The organism is Gilvibacter sp. (assembly GCF_013214815.1).
Taxonomy (GTDB): domain Bacteria; phylum Bacteroidota; class Bacteroidia; order Flavobacteriales; family Flavobacteriaceae; genus Gilvibacter.
In genome coordinates this window covers 29,782-51,000 of record NZ_JABSPU010000003.1, presented here as the reverse complement: position 1 = coordinate 51,000, position 21,219 = coordinate 29,782, and the positions used below count along the sequence as shown (strand labels likewise).

The 21,219-nt window shown below is 42.1% G+C and carries 16 protein-coding genes and 2 tRNA genes; 1 reads left to right on the top strand and 17 read right to left on the bottom strand.

Translation table 11 applies throughout. The features are described 5' to 3' along the window. The 16 genes from HRT75_RS01210 to mutS form a co-directional block, all read right to left on the bottom strand. Positions 1-618, bottom strand: a complete 618-nt coding sequence (locus HRT75_RS01210; protein WP_291182175.1) for an acyltransferase — start codon at positions 616-618, stop codon at positions 1-3. Continuing rightward, positions 596-1,822, bottom strand: coding sequence for a glycosyltransferase (locus HRT75_RS01205; RefSeq protein WP_291182173.1), 1,227 nt, complete (start codon positions 1,820-1,822; stop codon positions 596-598). Before HRT75_RS01205 ends, HRT75_RS01210 begins: the two co-directional genes overlap by 23 nt. After that, positions 1,819-2,985, bottom strand: coding sequence for a glycosyltransferase family 1 protein (locus HRT75_RS01200; protein ID WP_291182171.1), 1,167 nt, complete (start codon positions 2,983-2,985; stop codon positions 1,819-1,821). The genes HRT75_RS01205 and HRT75_RS01200 overlap by 4 nt, the downstream gene beginning before the upstream one ends. 10 nt (positions 2,986-2,995) lie before the next feature. Next, complete coding sequence (locus HRT75_RS01195; protein WP_291182169.1) at positions 2,996-4,201, bottom strand: glycosyltransferase family 2 protein; 1,206 nt, start codon at positions 4,199-4,201, stop codon at positions 2,996-2,998. Between the two features lie 9 nt (positions 4,202-4,210). Continuing rightward, a complete protein-coding gene (locus HRT75_RS01190) occupies positions 4,211-5,197 on the bottom strand; it encodes a phosphoribosyltransferase family protein (protein WP_291182167.1) in 987 nt (328 codons plus the stop codon). 12 nt (positions 5,198-5,209) lie between these two features. Beyond that, on the bottom strand, positions 5,210-6,697 hold the full coding sequence (locus tag HRT75_RS01185) for an O-antigen ligase family protein (RefSeq protein WP_291182165.1): 1,488 nt from the start codon (positions 6,695-6,697) through the stop codon (positions 5,210-5,212). Beyond that, a complete protein-coding gene (locus HRT75_RS01180; protein WP_291182163.1) occupies positions 6,694-8,088 on the bottom strand; it encodes an oligosaccharide flippase family protein in 1,395 nt (464 codons plus the stop codon). Before HRT75_RS01180 ends, HRT75_RS01185 begins: the two co-directional genes overlap by 4 nt. Positions 8,089-8,243: 155 nt before the next feature. Continuing rightward, the gene (locus tag HRT75_RS01175) at positions 8,244-10,631 is read right to left on the bottom strand and encodes a hypothetical protein (protein WP_291182161.1); all 2,388 of its coding nucleotides are present in this window, start codon (positions 10,629-10,631) and stop codon (positions 8,244-8,246) included. Further along, entirely contained in the window at positions 10,628-11,362 is a 735-nt protein-coding gene (locus HRT75_RS01170; RefSeq protein WP_291182159.1) for a TolC family protein, read from the bottom strand. Before HRT75_RS01170 ends, HRT75_RS01175 begins: the two co-directional genes overlap by 4 nt. A gap of 143 nt (positions 11,363-11,505) precedes the next feature. Further along, positions 11,506-12,699 carry a sugar transferase gene (locus tag HRT75_RS01165; RefSeq protein ID WP_291182157.1) on the bottom strand — a complete coding sequence of 398 codons (1,194 nt, stop codon included), beginning with the start codon at positions 12,697-12,699 and terminating at the stop codon, positions 11,506-11,508. Between the two features lie 40 nt (positions 12,700-12,739). Continuing rightward, positions 12,740-13,126 (bottom strand): response regulator, encoded by a 387-nt coding sequence (locus tag HRT75_RS01160; RefSeq protein WP_291182155.1) that lies wholly within the window; start codon positions 13,124-13,126, stop codon positions 12,740-12,742. Positions 13,127-13,128: 2 nt separating this feature from the next. Continuing rightward, a complete protein-coding gene (locus HRT75_RS01155; protein WP_291182154.1) occupies positions 13,129-14,106 on the bottom strand; it encodes a UDP-glucuronic acid decarboxylase family protein in 978 nt (325 codons plus the stop codon). A gap of 23 nt (positions 14,107-14,129) precedes the next feature. Then, positions 14,130-15,491 (bottom strand): UDP-glucose/GDP-mannose dehydrogenase family protein, encoded by a 1,362-nt coding sequence (locus HRT75_RS01150; protein WP_291182152.1) that lies wholly within the window; start codon positions 15,489-15,491, stop codon positions 14,130-14,132. Between the two features lie 1,015 nt (positions 15,492-16,506). Then, positions 16,507-16,592, bottom strand: a tRNA-Leu gene (locus tag HRT75_RS01145). A gap of 31 nt (positions 16,593-16,623) precedes the next feature. Next, positions 16,624-16,696: transfer RNA gene (locus HRT75_RS01140), tRNA-Gly, on the bottom strand. Positions 16,697-16,788: 92 nt separating this feature from the next. Then, positions 16,789-19,404 carry a DNA mismatch repair protein MutS gene (mutS, locus tag HRT75_RS01135; RefSeq protein WP_291182150.1) on the bottom strand — a complete coding sequence of 872 codons (2,616 nt, stop codon included), beginning with the start codon at positions 19,402-19,404 and terminating at the stop codon, positions 16,789-16,791. Between the two features lie 103 nt (positions 19,405-19,507). Between mutS and HRT75_RS01130 the strand changes: the two genes are divergently transcribed. Continuing rightward, positions 19,508-20,050, top strand: a complete 543-nt coding sequence (locus HRT75_RS01130) for an RNA methyltransferase (RefSeq protein WP_291182149.1) — start codon at positions 19,508-19,510, stop codon at positions 20,048-20,050. Here the strand turns inward: HRT75_RS01130 and folK are convergent. Next, positions 20,047-21,156 carry a 2-amino-4-hydroxy-6-hydroxymethyldihydropteridine diphosphokinase gene (gene folK, locus HRT75_RS01125; protein ID WP_366665004.1) on the bottom strand — a complete coding sequence of 370 codons (1,110 nt, stop codon included), beginning with the start codon at positions 21,154-21,156 and terminating at the stop codon, positions 20,047-20,049. The two genes, HRT75_RS01130 and folK, sit on opposite strands and share 4 nt — an antisense overlap. Positions 21,157-21,219: the final 63 nt, after the last annotated feature.

The window sequence follows — 21,219 nt, the reverse complement described above, 5'->3', positions numbered from 1 at the left end:
TTAGTTAGCTTTAATCCATTGATCAATACTGGGATCATATTTTTTAATCACTCTGGCGGGGTTTCCGGCAACTACAGAATAAGCAGGTACACTTTTAGTGACCACGCTTCCGGCAGCTACAATACAGTGTTTTCCTATGGTAACCCCAGGAACGATGACTGCATTGGCTCCAATCCAAGATTCATCTTCAACCACAATGGGCTGCGTAGTTACTCCTTGTTCGTGAATCGGAATATCGATCCCCTGATAATTGTGGTTCAACCCGGAAAGGACTACATTTTGTGCAAGCCTAACATCGTTTCCGATCTTAGCCGGACCGATCACCGTATTGCTCAGTCCGATTCGAGTTCTTGATCCAATAATAACATCACCTACACCATTGTTTATGGCCGTAAAGTCTTCAATTGTCGATTGGCTCCCCAACTCAAATTTGTTCCAAGGCACAACATCAAGTCGCGTTCTTCTGCGGATACAAGATTGATTGCCTCGTTTGTGAATGAATGGATTCACAAACCATTTAATCCAAAGTCTGGGTCTGGCTTGTCCAGGGATAACGATCATCCAATGAACAAGACGCTTGAGTCTGTCATTTGATTTAATTCGATGGGCTAGTTGCATAGTTCTTTGATTTAAGGGATTGGTTGATCGCTTGATATATTTCAGCGACGTTATTTTGCCAAGTATGGCCTTTTGCAAAACCAGCACGAAGCATTGCTCTATCTTGATTGTGCTCTTGTAAGGCACGCTCAATGAGGACGATATAATCTTCTTTGTTATGACCTAGATAAACGTGTTCATTAAACATCTCCATAGCCTTAGTGTATGTGGCTACTACGGGTTTACCTAGTGCGAGGTATTCGTCAATTTTTCTGGGGTAATTACCCACCGTGATATCATTGACTACTTGCGGATTGATGGTTACATCAAATCCTTTTATATAGGAGGCTAATTGTTCTGGCTTTTTGTTACCGAGAAATTGGACATTGCTGAGTTCATGCAAAACTGAATTTTTAAAGTTTTCATCCTCTGGCCCTACCAGAACAAGTTGCCAATCGGGGCGTTGTCTTGCAATGAATTCTAAGAGTTCCAAATCCAAACGCAATGTTGTTAAGGATCCTACATAGCCTATAATGGTCCCATCAATGGCTGCAAGATCACTCGGAATCTCCAATTGATCATTGGTGTCATCAAAAGCTTCCAGGTCACATCCTTGCCCCACCATAATACTGTTTGGGTTGAATTGAGCACTGTACTCTGTGTAGTATTCTGAATTGTTCAAAATTAGATCTACAGCGCGCATCAGTTGAGGTTCTGCCTTTGCGCCATGCCTGCCCCAATAAGGCTCTTTGATTAAAAAATCACGCATGTAATAGGTGTACTGCACTGGTTTCAGATCAGACTCTAAATATTGCCCAAGAAACATGGAGCTGTCATTGAACAAGATAAAATCCTTAAAACCTAAGGCATCAATGGCTTCACGAATGTCACGAGCAAGAAGCCTACAATTTCTTCTGTTGAGTTTATCAAACAACATTCCTGGACTGAGCCAATTGATGGATTCTGACAAATGCTTTGGATATAAATTCCACAAATTGTCTTGAAGTTCTAACAAGCCGTTTTCTTTTCCTTTGATCACTCGCAGGCGTTTCTGAACTTGCTCTGAATTCTTGTCCTTGTAGCGCGTAATTCGATCCAAGGGTGGATTTACATACAAGACCCGGTTGTGCTTTGAGAATTCGGTCGCAATGTTTTTACAATTGCTTCCAATCTTGATGTCCCAAGGTTGAATACTGAGTACTACGATATCTCTTCCTTTAATCATGATTGTAGATTTTGAGTTTGATTAAACATGACCTTATATTTTTCCAATACTTTTTGCGCCATGGCTTCCCACGAGAATTCTTTGGCACGATTCAATCCTTTGGCAACCAAAGACTGATAGTATACCTTAGAATCTCGAATAGAGGCTATAGCCGAAACAATTTGTTCCGTGCTATAAGGATCTACTAAGTGAGCGGCATCGCCAGCTACCTCTGGCATAGACGAGGTATTGGAAGTGATCACTGGAATTCCGCAGGCCATTGCCTCAATTACAGGTATTCCAAAACCTTCTCTCAGGGACGGGAACAAAAACAGTTCTGCCATTTGAAACACTTGTGGCAAATCTTGATCCGCCACATATCCTGGTAAAATGATATGTTGTTCTACCTCATGGAGCTGGAGTTCTGCCAAATCCGCTTGCAAGGTGGTTTTGTTATACCCCATCAACACAAGCTTATGCGTTTCACCACTTGCTTTGAGGTAATCCCCAAAAGCTTGTAATACGCGCTTGGTGTTCTTTCTTGGATCTTTACTTCCCAAGTGCAGCATATAATTTTGAGGCAAGCCATACTTTTCACGTACTTCTTGCAGTCTTTGTTCATTGCGCTCGTTGTGGAAATGACCACTCACGCCATTGTGAATGGCCGTGAGTTTTTCGGCCTCGGTTTTGCTTAAGTGGGCCGTAATATTTTCTTTTTCAAATTCTGATACAGTTAGAATCTGCTTGCTGTTCTTGGCAACTTTAGAAAAAATCAACCTTCGGTAAAGGTTTCCAAATTTCTGATACGCAGAGGCCTTACTCTTTAAAAGTGCTTTGACACTTCCTTCCATATAGATCACATCATGGATGGTAGTCATTAACGGAGTAGCCGTGAACAATGGCGCTGTATTACTGGTACAATGCAAAATGTCACAGTTGAGCTTTTTAGCGACCTTAGGAAGTTTGATTTGTTCCCAAACTGGGTAGGATCCTGCATCAACTTCAACAATATTAAAATTGGCTGTTTCTTGGATCACTGCCGAGTCTTCATCAGGCTGAACAAAAATGAAATACTCGTTTTCATGATCTAAGACCTGTAGGTTCTTGATCAACTCCAAGACTGCACGGTCCATCCCGTGTTTTTCTGGTCTAAATAGTCTTTGTGCTTCAATTCCAATTCTCATGATTCGTGGTTTAAGAATTATTAATTGAATTGTGTTTGGTATGAATAAAAGTCTTATTCGCTCCTTTCAACTTGAACAAGAGCCCAAACATTACAACAAAAGCTTTCGGTACAGAAAGTGCCGCCTTAAAAGTTTGCTTGGTGTAGTAGCTTTTAGGCGTTGATATGATAAAGGTGATCACAACCAAGCCTGCTATCCCGTACCAAAGCTCAGCAGAGAACCAAACGGCGGTATTCCATTGCGCGAGATCGAGCACTAATTTTAATGCTGCCATGGCAAGAACCCCACCTAAAAGAAGTACGCGTGGAGGCATGATCATTTGATATAGCTTATCTGCCATATTGAGATTTCCTTTTAGGAAAAACTGACGTAGTGCAGATCCTAAAAACTTGCTGAAGTAGACTGATTTAGTAGAAAGCCATCTGCGGCGCTGATTTTTAAAATCACCCAACTGCTGAATCTTTTCGTCATAGACAACGGCTTCCTTGATATATTCTACAAACAGCCCGCGTTCAAACAAGCGAAACTCCAATTCTTTATCAAAGCCTCCAACAGCTTTGATCTCATGCATAAGCTCCTTGAATAAACTAAAGTCAAAAGCCATCCCAGAACCAATGATTCCGGAGGAGAGTCCCAATGCACGGTGGCCTTGCCTAAAAATGTGATTGTTGATCGACTCACTAATACCGTCCAATATGGCAAAGGAAGTGTTGCTGTTCTTGGCTACTCGACGACCTTGAACCACCTTGTTTCCTTGATTGAAGGCAGCGTTGATCTTCTCCAGAAATTTGGCCTCCATGATATTGTCCGCATCTAAGATCAGAGCAGCATCAAAGTCAGTATCAATCTGTTCCAAAGCTTTATTGAGCGCCTTGGCTTTAGTGCTCTTATCAAAAGAAACCTCAATAACCGATATGGGTAAGCTATTGAGTTGTTTCAAAGTATCTTGTTGAAACGAATCAGCAATTACAAAAACACGGTAGTGGTCTGCGGGGTAGTCTTGTTCTAGTGCCTTTCTAGCCACCTCAACGATCACCTCGTCTTCCTTATAACCAGGAATCATTACTGCAAAAGTGTTTTTCTTTGCTGCACTTTGTACTCGAGAACGTCTGAACAGACCGGCAAAAGCAAATACAAAGATGTACACACTCGCGATTCCTAAGTACAGTAAAGCAGCACTTTCTACAATGTTCCAAAGAATAGTTAACACACTCATACCCTTAGATTAAAATTGCTTGGCTGAAAAGGATTTACTACTCGGAACCAATGAGGTCGATTTTTTCCCTTTGATAATATCACGAAGCTTGAGGGCTACTTTTCTCAGAATAGGTAGATGTCTTCCACTCTTGATGTTGTATAAGAGGGACTGTGAATCATAAACCATAGAGAATGTTTCTGTGCAGAATACAGGCTTCTTGGTAATTCTGTTGATTTCTAAAGCCTGAGGCAGTTCGCTTTCAACGAACAATGAGTATTGACTTTCTGAAAACTCATTGGCCTTATGCTGTCCATGATTGTTCAATCTTTGACGCGCCTTTGCATCAGGAAGATCTAGCATCACCAATTTATCATATTGAACCCCATGCTTTTCCAACCACACTTCGGTTTCTTCTCTGTACTTTTCCAAACGAGAGGTTACTAGCGTACCTATTTTACTGCCTGGCAGATACAAGGGTGCTGCATTCAAAATAAAACTGCGATACTTTTCACCATCGTCATTCTGATCTGGAGTAGGATCCACACAAAGCACACCATCTATATCGAAGCAAGCTTTGCTTAGTGAGGTATGATTGAAGATATTCCATTGAAAATAACGCGGCGTAGGAACCGTTTCAAAGTAATAATCGGCATCGCGTTCTTTTCCAGCCGCAACATAAATTGCTGCGTATTCAATTTTGAATTTCTCTGCTTGGTCCTTCAAACGCTCTTTAACTTCACGCAAAGCACCACCCGAGGCAATACTGTCATCAACCACGAGCACTTTTTTAATAGCATCTATATTAATGAATTGTCCGCGTGCACCGGCTTTATAGACATGTCCTTTTAAAAAGGAGTCAATATCAGTGTATGGACGATTCAGATAAAGTGCCAACAGGTTTGCTGGAAGCATTCCACTTCTTGGAACACCCACTATGAGGTCAATATCTCTTGGAATGATACTCAATCTCTTGAGTATGATTTCGTTTAAGTCTTTAATAGATCGGTAGTTCATAGATTTGGGTTTTTAGTAAAGCTGCTGCTTTAGTGTATTCTTATATTTAGTCTCCCATTGAGGAGCCACGAACATGAAAACCATGCCCAGGTACATTAAAATTCCTGTTGGAAACTGGCCAAAGACACCGTTTCCATAAGAGGCCATCATTATTCCGGCCATACCCGCTACAAGAGCTGTAATCTGCCCTTTAAGCCAATCGTCTTTGATTTTACTCATTACGTTATACGCCCCCTGAAACAGGATGCCAAAAATGATGAGCAAATAAATTGTTAGACCAAAGGCTCCGGTATCGGCCCAGATCATTACATACCAACTATCCGTGGCAGTATTGGCCAAAAAGGTATGTGGGGAAAAACGTTGCCCCCAGTTGCCTGTGGCTCCTACACCTCCACCAAACGGACGTGAGGCGAGATAGCCAGATAATTTCTTTTGATTGTTAAGACGCACTTGAAGCGAAGCCTCATTAGGATCAAAGGCAGTGCGCATCCGTCTGATCTCTGCGTTGTTTTGACCAATGTTTGTATGCGCAAAAAAGATATATACTCCAATGCCCATAAGCGCGCCTAAGGCAAGTATCGCTATGTTTTTTCTAACGATCAGAAACATCATACCACCGATTGCCGGTACAGCAATAGCGCCTCGAGTTCCTGAAATCACCATACCGAAAAGACCCATCAAGGCAACACCAGCAAAGAAGATTCGCATCTTTTTACTGTGCTTACAAAAGAGGGTTAAAATTCCGAAGACTAATCCAGCATGGGCTTGAGAAGCTCCAAATTGTCCAGCATCAGAATAAAATGAGAAGATTCTGAGTTTTCCAAACAAGACGTGTGTTTCTGCACCACCGGCATCCAACCAAGCCTGTTCAAAAGGATCTACACCAAACTTGAATTGCATGATTCCTTTCAGTGTCCCCAAAACAGACAATACTCCCCACATTATAAAGAAGAGTTTGAGGTCTCTCGGTTTGCTAAACAACACAAAGGCTAAAGGAATAAACAAACACTGATACATACCAAGTCCACGCATCGCATAGAACCAAGCTTCTAGACTTACGGCTTCTGGATTTCCTAGTTGTGCCAGAACATAGATAAACCAAAGACTAGTAACTAAAGTCAGCATTGACTTTGCCTTTCGCCATTGAATTTTAGTCTTGAATGCTTTAAAGAATAATGCGAGATAAACCAGCATTATTATGCCATCTACAGACAAGCCCCACGGCAGCGGTACATATCTTGAAAGTCCAGTGGCAAAGAATCCCATCACCAGTATGGCCAAAATCCCAAAACGCGGATATTGAAAAACCAGATACAGGAATCCTAATACGCCAACAAGGCCAATACAGGCAACACCACCAAGTAATTCAAGTTTGGCCAATAATACAGCCGCTAGCACCATTACTCCAGCTATCAACACAAGTATTTGAGTTCGCAAAACAGCTGCTGAACCATTTCCTCGCCCGTTATTAAATGGATTTATGTTGGTCAGCTCGTTCATGGCAATTCGCGATTTACGGGTCCAACATTTTTACTTCCAAGTCGGGTCTTTAACTGAGCCCAACCCTGAACGTAAAACTTAATTCCTTCAGTAAAAATTCGTCTAAAAGACAAATCGACAGCGCGGTCCATAAATACAAACCCAAGCCATATCCCAATGAAGGTGAATAGAATTGTAGCCCAAGCTACCATCATCAAGGATTCAAACATGAAAATGGCGATGAGGTCCCCTACAATATTAAAGCTCAACATAACCAATACTTTGAGTGCATTGATCTTGGGTTTGTTGATGCTGTCCAATCCAATTCCAGTCATGCGATCTATAGGCAGCAACAGCCCATACAAAGCAAAAACTCTTAAAATATCTGCAGCATTAAATCCAGTAATCGGGTCGATTCCCGCGTATTGGTTTCCAGATAAGATCAGAACCAATAAGTCTGCGAATAAGAATGTGACCAAGCTACCTAGGGCGAAAAGCAAGGTCAAAGCTCCAGAATAGGTATAGAATAAATCTTTTAATTTCTTAAGATCTCCAGCTCCACTTGCTTTTGACATCTTTGGGAAAGCGGTTGCTGCAAAACTTCTCAATGGAATTTGCTGAAGCTCCGTTAGTTTCACCGGAATACTGTACAAAGCAACTGCTGCTGGTCCTAATGGACTTAAACCGATTATAAAACTGTCTGCGTTGCGCAGCAGATTTGTTCCCAAAAGGGTAATGGTTGTATACTTTCCAAAGTTCAATAGCGTATTAATTGCAGATTTTGTAGTTTGACCCAACGCGGCCAATTCATCCCATCCTTTAAGAAAGGTAAATACCGATGTCACAAGGTTCACTGCGATTAGGCAATACACCAATTGATCTAAGGTCAAGGCCGTTACAAATGCGTGAAACAGCAGGCAAAGGAAAAACAGACCACTATTGATTGATTTAATGGTCAATATTTTACCAAAACTAAGATCCGACTGTAGAATACATATAGCATTGTTCCAGAAGAGATTTACCAACACCAAGGCTGGATAATATTTAAAAAACAAAACGTATCCTGAGTCCGCTAATGCGTCGCTAAAAAACCAATTAATTCCAAAAACGATCAAGGCAATCAGCACAGAAAATACAATGCCTATGGTCAGATTTGCACCAATGAGTGCCTTGCGCTCCTGTTGATTGGCTCCGGATAGGAATCGTATCAATCCGATACTGGTAATTCCAAAGCGAAACATTTCCAACAGTGAGGCCGCAGCCACAAACAACACCCATTCCCCAAAGAGCTCTTTGCTCAGCGTCCGGGCAAGAATCGCAAACCCTCCAATCCCAAGTATGGCGATCACCACATTACCTGTCAAGGACAGGAAATTGTCTTCTCGGATCAATTTGTTTACAAGCGATTTCATTATTGTTTTAGCTCTTTACGGTAACAAACATACTTGCGTACCGTGTTGCGTTTATTATATTTCGACTGACAGCCATTTTGTATAGACCGATGGAAAAAATCCATAGATTAGTCTAAAAGCCATTTTTATTCAAAAACAGCTAAAATTGCCGCCACCTAAATAGACTCTCTGGCGTGAAACTGTAAGCGCAAGAGGTCTTTAATTCTTCTGCGCGATGCAGATCTGTTCTTAGGAAACTCTCCTAAAATCGGTTCTACTTCTTCCAATTCTACTCCATTGAGTACATGCTGGACCTTATTCTTGGTAAGGAACTTTAAGTTCTCAACCATATTACTGTCAGCCTCCGACCACAAACGGTTGGCGCGGCAAACCAGAATTGACAAATCAGCATTTGCCACAAGGTCCATTGGGTAATTATTATTGAGCAAGCCTTTAAGTTCTATGAACACAAAATCAGGTGTGTACTCTAAGCTAATGCCCGCTTTTTCTAAAATTTCTTGATAGCTTCCCACCGCGTTGAACGCATCAGAATCGCTGTAGGTGATACAATCAATATTGTTGATTGAAGTCAATGTGGTTTTTAAGAAGGCGTTGTTCACTCCAACGCGTGTATCTGAGTAGCCAAGAATACGATTCAGGATCGGATACCTTCCTGGTTTACTCTCACTTTGGTAAGCGACATCCTCATAATTTAATACTAAAACACGCTTGCCTTGATCGGCCAGAAATTTAGCCGTGTTTTGCGTAATCACAGTCTTGCCTTCCTTATCCTGAGTGCTGAGCATCATGACGGTTTTGGTAGATTCTGTATTGGCTTCCGTTCTGCAAGCACGTTTGAGATTTTGCACAATAATCTGCATCAATCGTTGCAAGACTACATCCTGATTCACCTTTCCAGGATTGTGAAGAACCTTGGAAACTAAACCTAATGCTGGCACACGGATGATCTTGGTGGATCGCTTTAAATTCTTAAGAGTATTGTCAAAGAACTCCATTCCTAAAATCAAGGCCAGCAACAGAATAAAGCCAATAAAAAGTGAGGCTATAACCAACAACTTGCGTTTAGTTGGAATTGGAGACAACGGATAATATGGTGGATCCATCGTTTTTAAGTTCGAACTCAACTCATTGTCTTGAGACTTGAGCTTCGCTAAATTCAAACCGTGCAATATCTCGAGATATCCTTGCTCAGAAACTGCAATTTCTCGTTCAATTCTCTTTAAGTTTGCCCCGGCTGGAGCATAAATGGAATACTGTTGCTTAAACTCTTCGTTTCTGTCTTCCATCACGTCGAGCTTAGCCTTGAGGTCTTCTGACTTCACTACATTATCCATCCAATCTGGTAAAGTTTTTCCCAAGGGAACTCCCTCTACAGAATTCTGAAATGAATACAGTTCATTGATTCCAGCGCGAATATCAATGTCCAACTGCTTTGACTCATCTTCTAAAGCTTTAATACGCTGCTGAGTATTTTCGTCATCTGAATCTGCAGATTCCAACATAGCGACTTCAAAGTTCAGTTCACCCAAGCGCTTCTTTTTATCCAAAACCTCTTGAGTCTTTGCTTGAACCTGCTCTTGGATCTTCAGTTTTTGTTCAATGACCTCCGTAGAAGCAATTGCACCTGCCAACTCCGCCTTCTTGGTATTGTAATTTACCTCCATCTCTTCCTTTACAATAGCCACCGCCTTACTCTGTTCGTAGTAGTTGATGATATTGTAATCCTTGTTAAACTGCAACAGCGTGTTCTCCGCCTGCTTCAATTTCTGCTCAGCCAAACGCAATTGCTCTTCGAAGTACTTAACTACGGCATCGGATCCATTTTCTTTAACTCCTTTATATCTTCTTTGACAGACTTCCGAGAAAATCGCCAAGGTCTGCTGACATATCCCAGGGTCATCGACTTGATAGCTCAACTTGACCAAATCACTATTGGACATACGCACAGCCTTTATCTCAGAAATAGCCTTGATGGAATAATGATCGTCTTCATAATTCAACAGCTCATAGACAAAATTGTCATTGGTCTCCATCATATAGGCTGTTAGGTTAGCTACCGTTTGCTCGTAGGCCTGTCGATTGATCGTACGCGGATATAGGGCTGTAAGCTCCGTAGCAACCGTACTATCTACCTCGGTGGTGGCGTCAGCTACTTCGTCTGATTGTACCACCAAATCAAAGAGCTCTTCTGGAACAGTTTCCATAAAAGCTTCATATGAGGCTTCTGAGATATATCTCGGATCAGCTCCGTCTAGCATTAAATGCTGACTTAACAGTCGAATAGCTACTTCTTCTTGAGTATCCCGTGAATTGACAATGTTAATAAGGTTGTCAAAAGCGATGTTTGTGGCAAAATAGTTGAAGGATTTATCCATCTCTATGGAGGATCCCGTTGCAAGGCCCGTAAACATCATTGTTTCTGAGTAGTAGTCGTACTTGGGATTTGAGGTCAGCAAGAATACCAATGCCGCCAACAAGACCGGAACGCCTCCTAGAAGAAACTTATGCTTAAGCAATAATCGTATAAATTCTATGAGTCTCATTGCGCGATTTTTAGTCCGGTATAATTCTCTAATAATCTCTTAGCCAATAGAAAGTTGGATTTGGCTGTCTCGTAATCTGATTGGATTCGAGCGGCAATATCATTGAGCCTCACATATTCATAGGCAATAATGTTTCCATTTCTGAACTCCTTCTCCACCATTTCCATATTTACTCTGGAGTTTCCGTAGTTGGTAGATTGTACTTTGAGGAGCTCATAACGAAGCACAACGGCCTCATACATGCGAATTACTTCTTGTTCTATAACTTGTTTTTGCTCTTCGACAAGACTGTATGCTTGTTCTACTTCCAACTTTGCGCGTTTCACCTGATTCTTCCGGTTCCAAACATCAAATATGGGTAGCTGCAAATACAAGCCAATTCCGTAATTGAGCTGCTGACTCAGCGTGGCAATGTTTGTGTTTTCAGCTCCTGTGGTACTGGAGATAAAGTTGTTGAATGTTCCGTAGCGAAGGTCGCCTCTTACCCCCATATTTTGGGACCAAATACGACTTTGAGTTTTAACATCGGTCTCTAAGACTTCAATATCGAGTTTTTGGTAGTTAAGCATGCCGCTTCTAGCATGTGCAGCCTCGATAAACAATTCAACCTTAGGCAGTATAAAATCAAACTCAGAACTTGGAGCGGTGGTGTTTTCTACCTGCCCAAAAGCTTGTAGGAATACCCCACAGATAAGACTGACAGTCAACACTTGTGTTATTTTGATTTTCATGGTTTAATCTTTGATTATGTATCACCACAAACATACATTAGTCTCGTTCTGAGGGGGTTAATTTTCGATTGACCGAAGATAAGCGTAGACGAATGGTTGTTTACCTTAGATTTTACAATTTCATGCGGTTGTAAGAATTGATGTTAAACAGTGTCTTTCTGCAGCAATGCTGGAATGGTACGCAGGATTAGTTTGATATCGTACCAGAAAGAGTAGCTGTTATCTATAAATTTATCGGCATAACTATTGTCTAAAGCCATACGGTCTTCTTCAGACATTACACCACCTTGTCCTCTTAATTCTACTTGCCAAAGACCGGTAATTCCCGCCGGCGCCAGAAAGCGTTTAGACATCATGTCTTCTGTAAGCATTTCTGCCTCATATACTGGTAAGGGACGATTTCCGACTATGGACATATCACCTTTGAGTACATTGATCAGCTGAGGGAGCTCATCTATACTGGTATTCCTAATGAACTTACCAACTCGGGTGATACGAGGATCGTTTGATATTTTTATGAAAGTAGATTCCGATTCTTTCTTGAGTTTTAATTGATGATGATGCCAGCTCTCGCAGAGAGAACCATTGTCCACATATATGATCGGTGAACAGGTTTCGCCTTCCGGCAATGCTGCACATTTAGGGCAGTTTTGCGGCTCTTGTTGAACCGGCTCTTCTTCCTGTACAGCGCTGTATTGATTATTGTCTTTAGCCAACTGCTTAATCAGCTTATCTGAGCCCGTTCGCATAGATCTGAATTTGTAGAAGTCAAAGGTCTTTCTACCTACGCGTTTAGCGATATAATATACTTTCCCTTTGGACTCCAAACGAATAGCCAAGGCAATTAAGGCTAAAAACGGTGAAGCCAACAATAAGGCCGTAGAAGCAAAAACAATATCAAATAAACGCTTAGACCAAGGTAATTTTACGGGCTTCATCGCAGGCATCACTGCTTGCTTTTTTATGATTGGATCTTTCGATTCTACCAATTTCACAGCACGTTTAAAAACAGATTCTGGCGTGGTTGAATTACACACAAAATAATCTGCTATTCCAAGATCAAAGGCCTTTTTATATACTCCACCATTGAACTCTTGCTGTAAGATTACAAACGGAATCTCTTGAGATTTCAGAGTTGATTTGATCTTCTCATACAAGTACAAGCCATCGTTTCCTGGCAATTGGTATTCAGAGATCAAAATGTCTGTCAATCCTGCGTTACTATCTAAGTATTTGATAGCTTCATATCCGTTTCTAACGGCAGTTATTTGAACTGCTTCAGTATTGTCGAAAAAATTTAGGTATCTCTCATAAGTACCTACAAACAGAATTCTCATCTTCGGGGCTGAATTATGATTTGTGTAAGGTTTTTAGTGCCTACCAAGAGGCTGCGTAGTGAATTGGGAAGAGGTTCTTTTTCACCACCTCTTTCAACTCCTCTGGATTAAATGGTTTGGTCAAATAATCTTGAGCTCCCATTTTATAGCATTTAATGCGTTCATTACTCTCGGTTTTTCCAGAAAGCATGATGATAGGAGTGTGCTTAGTAAAGCCCGTCAAACGAACTTCTTCCAATAGATCAAATCCGCTCATATCTTCCATTTGGATATCAGAAATTATTAGATCTGGCAAATTGGATTTCAACCATTCAAGAGCTTCTTTTCCCGAGTTCTTACTGATCACTTCATACTCCTTTTGCAAAAAATTCTGAAGCAGTAAACACAGGGTTTGTTCATCGTCAACTACAAGTATTTGCTTTTTCATAATTATGCTTTTACCAAGGTGAATAATTCAGGCTGCTCCTCTTCAAGAACAGTTTTGAAATAGGCGATCGTTTTGCGCAATCCATCATCTAGGGCCACATGTGGAGTCCAGTCTAGCTTCTGCTTTGCCAGAGAAATATCTGGCTTTCTGCGCATTGGATCATCAGACGGAAGCGCTCTAAAGATTATTTTAGAATCAGAACCCGTAAGCTCGACAATGCGTTGTGCCAATTGCAGGATTGTGAATTCATGCGGGTTTCCAATATTCACGGGACCTGTAAAATCTTCCCCGGAATCCATCATTTTCACCATACCTTCTACCAAGTCGTCAACGAATTGAAAGCTTCTGGTCTGGTCTCCTTTTCCAAAAACTGTGATGTCATCACCACGCAGTGCTTGGACAATAAAATTAGACACCACACGCCCATCCTCTGGGTTCATTTTAGGGCCGTAAGTATTAAAGATTCTCACAATTTTAATTCTCACATTGTTTTGAACGTGATAATCTTTAAATAGGGTTTCTGCAGCGCGTTTACCCACATCATAACAGGAACGCTCTCCGATTGGGTTAACATGCCCCCAATAACCTTCTGCTTGAGGGTGTACCTCTGGATCTCCATAGACCTCACTTGTTGAGGCTTGAAGAATCTTGGCGTTTAGACGTTTAGCTAACCCCAGCATATTCATAGCTCCCATGACAGAAGTCTTTAGGGTTTTGATCGGATTGTATTGATAGTGAACAGGAGAAGCCGGACAAGCCAAATTGTAGATCTCATCGGCTTCAATGAAGAAAGGTGTGGTCACATCGTGGCGAATCAACTCAAATCTAGGATTGCCTAACAGGTGCATCACATTGTCCTTTCTACCTGTAAAATAATTATCTAAACAGTAAACTTCATGTCCATCGGCGAGCAAGCGCTCACAAAGGTGGGAACCTACGAATCCTGCACCTCCCGTGACTAAAATTCTCTTTGCTTTCATACTATTGTATTTTGAAAATTGGATTAAGCCGAAATCAGCTCTGACTTAATAATTGGAGCATTCTTGCTCGTATCCACTCCAATACACTGATAGTGATATCCGCGATCGTGCATGTCATTGATGTCATAAATATTACGTCCATCAAAAACTACTTTTGCATTAATGCGGGTTTGAATCTCTTGATGATCAGGAATTCTGAACTCAGACCATTCTGTTAAAACTGCCAGACAATCTGCTCCGTTCAATGCTTCATACTGATTGTCGTAGTAAGCAATACTGTCACCAAAATGATGTTTAGCTTCTTCATTCGCTACAGGGTCATAGGCTTTAACCTTAGCTCCCGCCTCCAAGAGTTTAGTGATGATCTCCAAAGAAGGAGCTTCACGCATATCATCGGTTTGTGGTTTGAATGAAAGCCCCCAGATAGCAATAGTTTTCCCAACCAGCTTTTGATTAAAGAAGTTACTGATCTTGTTGAAAAGCACGGATTTCTGCGCTTCGTTGACTTCCTCCACAGCTTCAAGAACTTTTAGATCGTATTTGTGCTGTTTTCCGGTTTTGATCAATGCTTTGACATCTTTAGGGAAACAGGATCCTCCGTATCCGATACCAGGATAGATAAACTTATTCCCGATACGTCCGTCCGATCCAATACCGCGTCTCACTTTATTTACATCGGCTCCAACTATTTCACATAGATTCGCGATGTCATTCATAAAACTAATCTTGGTTGCCAACATTGAATTGGCAGCATATTTTGTCATCTCCGCAGAAACGATGTCCATAAATAAAACTGGATGTCCGTTGAGGGTGAATGGCTTATAAAGTTTGGCTAAAAGTTTTTCAGCTCTTTCAGACTCCGTTCCAAGAACAATACGATCAGGCTTTAAAAAGTCGTTTATCGCTGCTCCCTCTTTTAAGAACTCTGGATTTGAAGCAACGTCAAATGGAATCTCTGCATTGCGCTTGGCAAGCTCTTCATTGATTGCTGTTTTAACCTTTAATGAAGTTCCTACAGGAACAGTACTTTTCGTAACAACCAGTTTGTAGTCATCCATATGACGACCACAATCTCTTGCCACAGCAATCACGTGCTTTAAGTCAGCACTTCCGTCTTCATCAGGCGGGGTACCAACGGAAATAAAAATAATCTGCGCCTCTTTTACTGCATTTGAGATATCCGTAGTAAAATCCAAGCGACCTTTATCATAATTTCTGGTAATGAGTGTATCTAGCCCCGGTTCATAAATTGGTATAATTCCTTTTTTGAGGTTATCAATCTTCTGCTTGTCTACATCGATACAAACTACCTCGGCTCCGACCTCAGAAAAACATGCTCCAGTCACTAGTCCTACGTATCCACTTCCTACAATTGCTATTTTCATTTCTTAGTGTATTTGGGTTTTGATGAAGCAAACTTAAAATCCAACTCGTCGAACGGTCAAAAATTTTGATTAACAGTAATTAAGTATCGACGAATGACATTTTACTCTCGACGAACAAATTTTAAAAAACGGGTTTTCCGTAATTTTTTTAACATTTATACACCTTATTCAGTGGGTATTAGTGGATTTTTAACGCAAAATCTTCAAATTTTATCACTATAGGTCTTTTCTTACTGTATATATGTTAATTTTTTTAACATATTGAAAGTTAAATCAACCTTCTGGTCCTATTTACAATAAGACATAAGCAAATTCAGACTGCTATTCTTTGAGCTAAACACTTACATTTTTATGCTGATCCTAAAAACTTATTACAGTAGAACCACATCCAACAACATGGAGATTTATTAACTACAAATTGAAAATTGGAACTTCGCAATGAACGTCGGGTAGGCGTTTGTTGAGATGCCGATTTGGGCGCCTGCCGACGGCACCGCGCTTTCGCTACTCGCTTTTGCTCCGCAAAGAGCTCAAACAAGCGCTTAAATGCGAAGCATTCATGACTACCTATACTTAAAATATTAAAGAAGGAATAATCGCTGGCGCGGGGTGAGGGGTCATCGTGATTTCAGAAGCGGGAATTACTCGCTACCTCCTCCGCTTCAGCTTCGGAGGTCGAGACGCTCGTGAGTACCGCCAAGTCGAGATGTAAATGAAAACCGGACCGAGCGTTAAAAAAATGTCCAGTGGACACTTTTAGCGAAGGGGCCAGCTGGCGGGTAGACAGTTTAAAGACCATTTTCCAACTAGAGGGACTTACGCTCACTCTTCGGCCTCCAAAGCCTGCGGCTTAGGAGGCTTGTTCGCGTGAGTCCCGCCCAGTCGAGATGTAAATGAAACCCCTGTGCAAAAGCACAGGGGGTTTTTTGTTTTTCATTCGCGCTTAGAAGTAAACTTCACGCGCTTTGAAAACAAAAAACCCCGACTCATTCGAGTCGGGGTTTTCGCTTATTAGTACAGAAGGCGGGACTTGAACCCGCACGGGCATTACTGCCCATTGGATTTTAAGTCCAACGTGTCTACCAATTCCACCACTTCTGCAACTTGGACTTAATGACAATAATATCATTAGAGCGAAAAACGGGATTCGAACCCGCGACCTCCACCTTGGCAAGGTGGCGCTCTACCAACTGAGCTATTTTCGCGTGTTTAAAGAACGTGCTCTTTGTTGTAAGAGCGGAGGCAAATTTAAAACTTTTATGAGAATACTAAAGTATTTTTTTAAAAGAAATTCGAGCTATTTCTTGAGACGTTCTGCGCGGTTGCGGCTCAATAGGCGTTTGATCTCGTTGAGTTTCATCAATGCCTCTACTGGAGTCAATGTATCTATATCCAACTCTAAAATCTCATCGCGAATTTCCTCCAACAAAGGATCGTCCAAACGAATAAAACTGAGCTGCAGCTCCTCTTCTGCTACTTGACTCATCTTATCGTTCAGCTGCTCAGAGGAATGCGAGTTTTCCAAGCGCTTAAGAATTTTGTTAGATCTGCGGATCACCGTATCTGGCATTCCCGCCATCTTAGCGACATGTATACCAAAACTGTGGTGTGAACCTCCGGGAACCAACTTGCGCAAGAACAATACATTGTCTGAGGTTTCCTTCACCGAGACATTGTAGTTCTTAATGCGCTCAAAGCGCTCGGTCATTTCATTGAGTTCATGATAATGAGTGGCGAACAAGGTTTTAGGACGCGCTGGATGCTCGTGCAAATACTCACTAATGGCCCAAGCTATGGAGATTCCGTCGTAGGTACTGGTACCGCGACCAATTTCATCCAACAGCACTAAGGAACGCTCAGAGATATTATTCAAAATACTCGCCGTCTCGTTCATTTCAACCATAAAGGTAGATTCCCCCATGGAAATATTATCGCTCGCCCCAACCCGGGTAAAGATCTTATCCACTACACCGAGGTCTGCGCTTGCTGCAGGAACAAAACTCCCCATTTGCGCCAATAGCGAGATAAGCGCAGTCTGACGTAAAATAGCAGACTTACCACTCATATTGGGTCCAGTAATCATGATGAGTTGCTGTTGCTCCCGATCCAAAAAGACATCGTTGGCCACATACGGAGTATCTGGCGGCAATTGTTTTTCAATGACCGGATGGCGCCCGTCTTTGATGTTGATCTCAAAGCCATCGTTCATTTGCGGGCGGTTGTATTTGGCAGTGATGGCCAAGTGCGCAAAACTGCACAAACAATCAACAGCCGCAACCGCTTGCGCGTTTGCCTGAAGTTTTCCAATAAAAGGAAGAATGGCTTGCAACAGTTCCTGATACAATTGCGATTCCAGCACGGCTATCTGCGCCTCAGCACCTTGGATCTTTTGCTCGTATTCTTTGAGTTCTTCAGTAATATAGCGCTCAGAATTCACTAAGGTTTGCTTTCTGATCCAGTGCTCCGGCACCTTGTCCTTATGCGTGTTTCTAACTTCTATATAGTATCCAAATACATTGTTAGAGGCGATCTTCAAGGAAGTGATACCGGTTTGCTCGGCTTCACGCTCAACCATCTTATCCAAATAGGCAATTCCACCTCCAGCGATCTCTCTGAGCTCATCCAGTTCTGCATTGAATCCGGCAGCAATTACCTTTCCTTTGGACAACAATATCGGCGCCTCTTCATCTAAGGTTTCTTTGATCTGTTCTCTGAGAGAATCACAGGGATCTAACTTGGCTAATAGGTCCTTGAATATCGTTCCTGAATCTGCTTCAACGCCTTGGATGAGCGGAATCAATCCTTCCAAGGAATTCTTGAGCTGCACCACTTCGCGTGGATTCACTTTCCCTGTGGCAACTTTAGATGCTAAGCGCTCCAAATCACGAATGTATCCCAATTGTCCCCTAAGACGTTCCAAGGCCTCTGGATTAGCCACCCAGTGTGCCACTTGATCATGCCTGCGGTTGATCGCATCCAAATCTTTTAAAGGCAAGGCCAACCAACGTTGCATCAAACGCCCACCCATGGGTGATTGCGTATGATCCAAAATATCCAACAAGGTCACGGCCTCAGGACTGGAACGGTGATACAGTTCTAAATTGCGAATGGTGAATTGGTCCATCCACAGGTATTTGTCCGCAGCGATTCTAGCAATATTGGTAATGTGATCCAAACGCGAATGCTGAGTCTCTTGCAAATAGTGCATAATGGCTCCAGCAGCAATCTGCGCCTGGGTTAACTGCTCCACACCAAATCCTTTTAAATTGAGCGTCCCAAAATGTTGAGTTAGCTTCTCTTTGGCGTATTCAGGCTGGAATACCCAATCTTCTAAATAGAAAACATTCAAGGCAGCAGAAAAATGCTCTTTAAACCAAGTTCGCTTTTGCTTGGAGAAAAGTACCTCAGCCGGGCTGAAATTTTGCAGTAGTTTTTGAATGTAGATCAAACTGCCCTCAGCCACTAAGAATTCGCCTGTGGAGATGTCCAGAAAGGCAACACCCAATTCCTTTTTTGAAGGATAGATCGCTGCCAAAAAGTTGTTCTTTTTGGCCTGAAGAATATCGTCATTTATGGCAACTCCGGGAGTTACTAATTCGGTCACTCCGCGTTTGACAATGGTCTTGGTCTGCTTTGGGTCCTCAAGCTGATCACAGATCGCCACGCGGCATCCTGCTGTCACCAATTTTGGTAAATAGGTATTTAAAGCGTGATGCGGAAACCCGGCCAATTCTGTTTTGTCTCCCCCATTATTTCTGGCCGTTAAGGTGATGTTCAAAATCTTGGCTGCACGCACGGCGTCTTCTCCAAAGGTTTCATAAAAATCGCCCACACGAAAAAGCAAAAGCGCATCAGGGTGTTTGGCCTTGATGGCATTGTATTGCTTCATTAAAGGAGTGACTTTTGTGGCCATAAACAGGGTTGAAAAGCTAAAGTAGAAAAACTCGAATTTTTAGAGAAGATCAACCCTCTAGAGTTATTCCCTTTTATTAACAATCTCCTACCTTTGCAAGCACATGAGCGACTTTAGAAAATTGCGCAATAGCCAACTGGACCGATTGAACGTAGCAGACTTCAAAGCGGCAAACAAAACTCCAATAATTGTAGTTTTGGATGACATCCGCAGTTTGAATAATGTGGGAAGTGTTTTTAGAACTTCGGACGCCTTTAGGATTGAAAAGATCTACCTCTGCGGGATCACTGCGACACCTCCGCATAAAGACATTCAAAAAACAGCCTTAGGAGCCACAGACAGCGTAGACTGGGAATACCGCGAAAACTGCGCAGAGCTCATTGAGCAATTGAGTCAAGAGGACATTAACAGTTACGCCATAGAGCAAACAGAAAATGCTACGATGCTCAACGACTTTGCTCCAGAAAAAACTCCCATGGCAATTGTTTTTGGCAATGAAGTAAAAGGCGTTCAGCAAAAAGTTATTGACCGCTGTGCAGGCGTGATAGAAATTCCGCAGATCGGCACCAAACACTCGCTAAATATTTCTGTGAGTACCGGAGTGGTTCTTTGGGATCTGTTTCAGAAATTATTGCTAAAGGTTTAAGAAACAATGGCTCGCAGCACTTTTAAATAGTCTGCTCTGTTAGCCACAAAATCCAATCCAGAGACATCAATGACCTTTACTCCTCCTTCTGGGAAGGATTTTATGTACTCTTGATACCCCTGATTGAGCTGTTCCAAATATTCCGGTTGAATGTCAGACTCGTAAGAACGGCCGCGCTTTTTGATGTTAGCCAAAAGGCTTTCCGTAGTTTGATAGAGATAGATGTATAAATCCGGACGCGCAATCTCCTTATACATCAAATGGAAGAGCTTTTTGTACAAGGCGTATTCCTCGTCCTGCAAGGTAACCTTGGCAAAGATGAGTGATTTGTACAGATCGTAATCCGCTACAATGAACTCCTTGAAGAGGTCGTATTGGGAAATATCATCCAACAACTGCTGATACCGATCTGCCAAAAAGGACATTTCCAACGGAAAGGCATAGCGCGTTTGATCCTTGTAAAACTTGGGCAAAAAAGGATTGTCCTTAAATCGTTCCAAGACCAACTTGGCATTAAAGTCGTGCGAGATCAAAGTGGCCAGACTGGTTTTTCCAGCGCCGATATTCCCTTCAATGGCCAAGTATTTAAACTGATCCAATTGGAGGTTTTTCTTTGGATTCCGGAGCCATTTGGACTGTTTAGCCAGACTGGATTCATCACTGCATGCCTCCAACAATTCTGTAACGGTTTTTCTCAGTTTAGGATGTTTCCAATCGGGAGCCAAATCGTGCATGGGCTGCAAAACAAAAAGTCGGTCTTGCATAGCTGGATGCGGCACCGTTAGGCTCTTAGAATCTACCTCTGCATCATCAATAGCAATGACATCTATGTCTATGGTTCGTGAACTGTAGCCCGCAGACTCGCCACGAATCCTCCCCAGGTGTTTTTCGATACGCAGCACCTCTTTGATGAGTTTGGAGTTAGACAGATCAGACTCCATTTTCACAATACAATTTAAAAACTCAGGACCTTCAAAGCCCATAGCTGGACTGCTGTATACGGCAGAGATCTTTCTAACATCACCAAGAGTCTCAAAAAGGGCATTCACCGCCGCTTGCAGTTGTTCAAATCGGTTGCCTTGATTGCTCCCGAGCGCGAGGTATATGGTGCGTTTATCTTTGATGAGGGTCAGTGATTAGGTAAGAACGAAAATAAGCAAAGTCCGCAA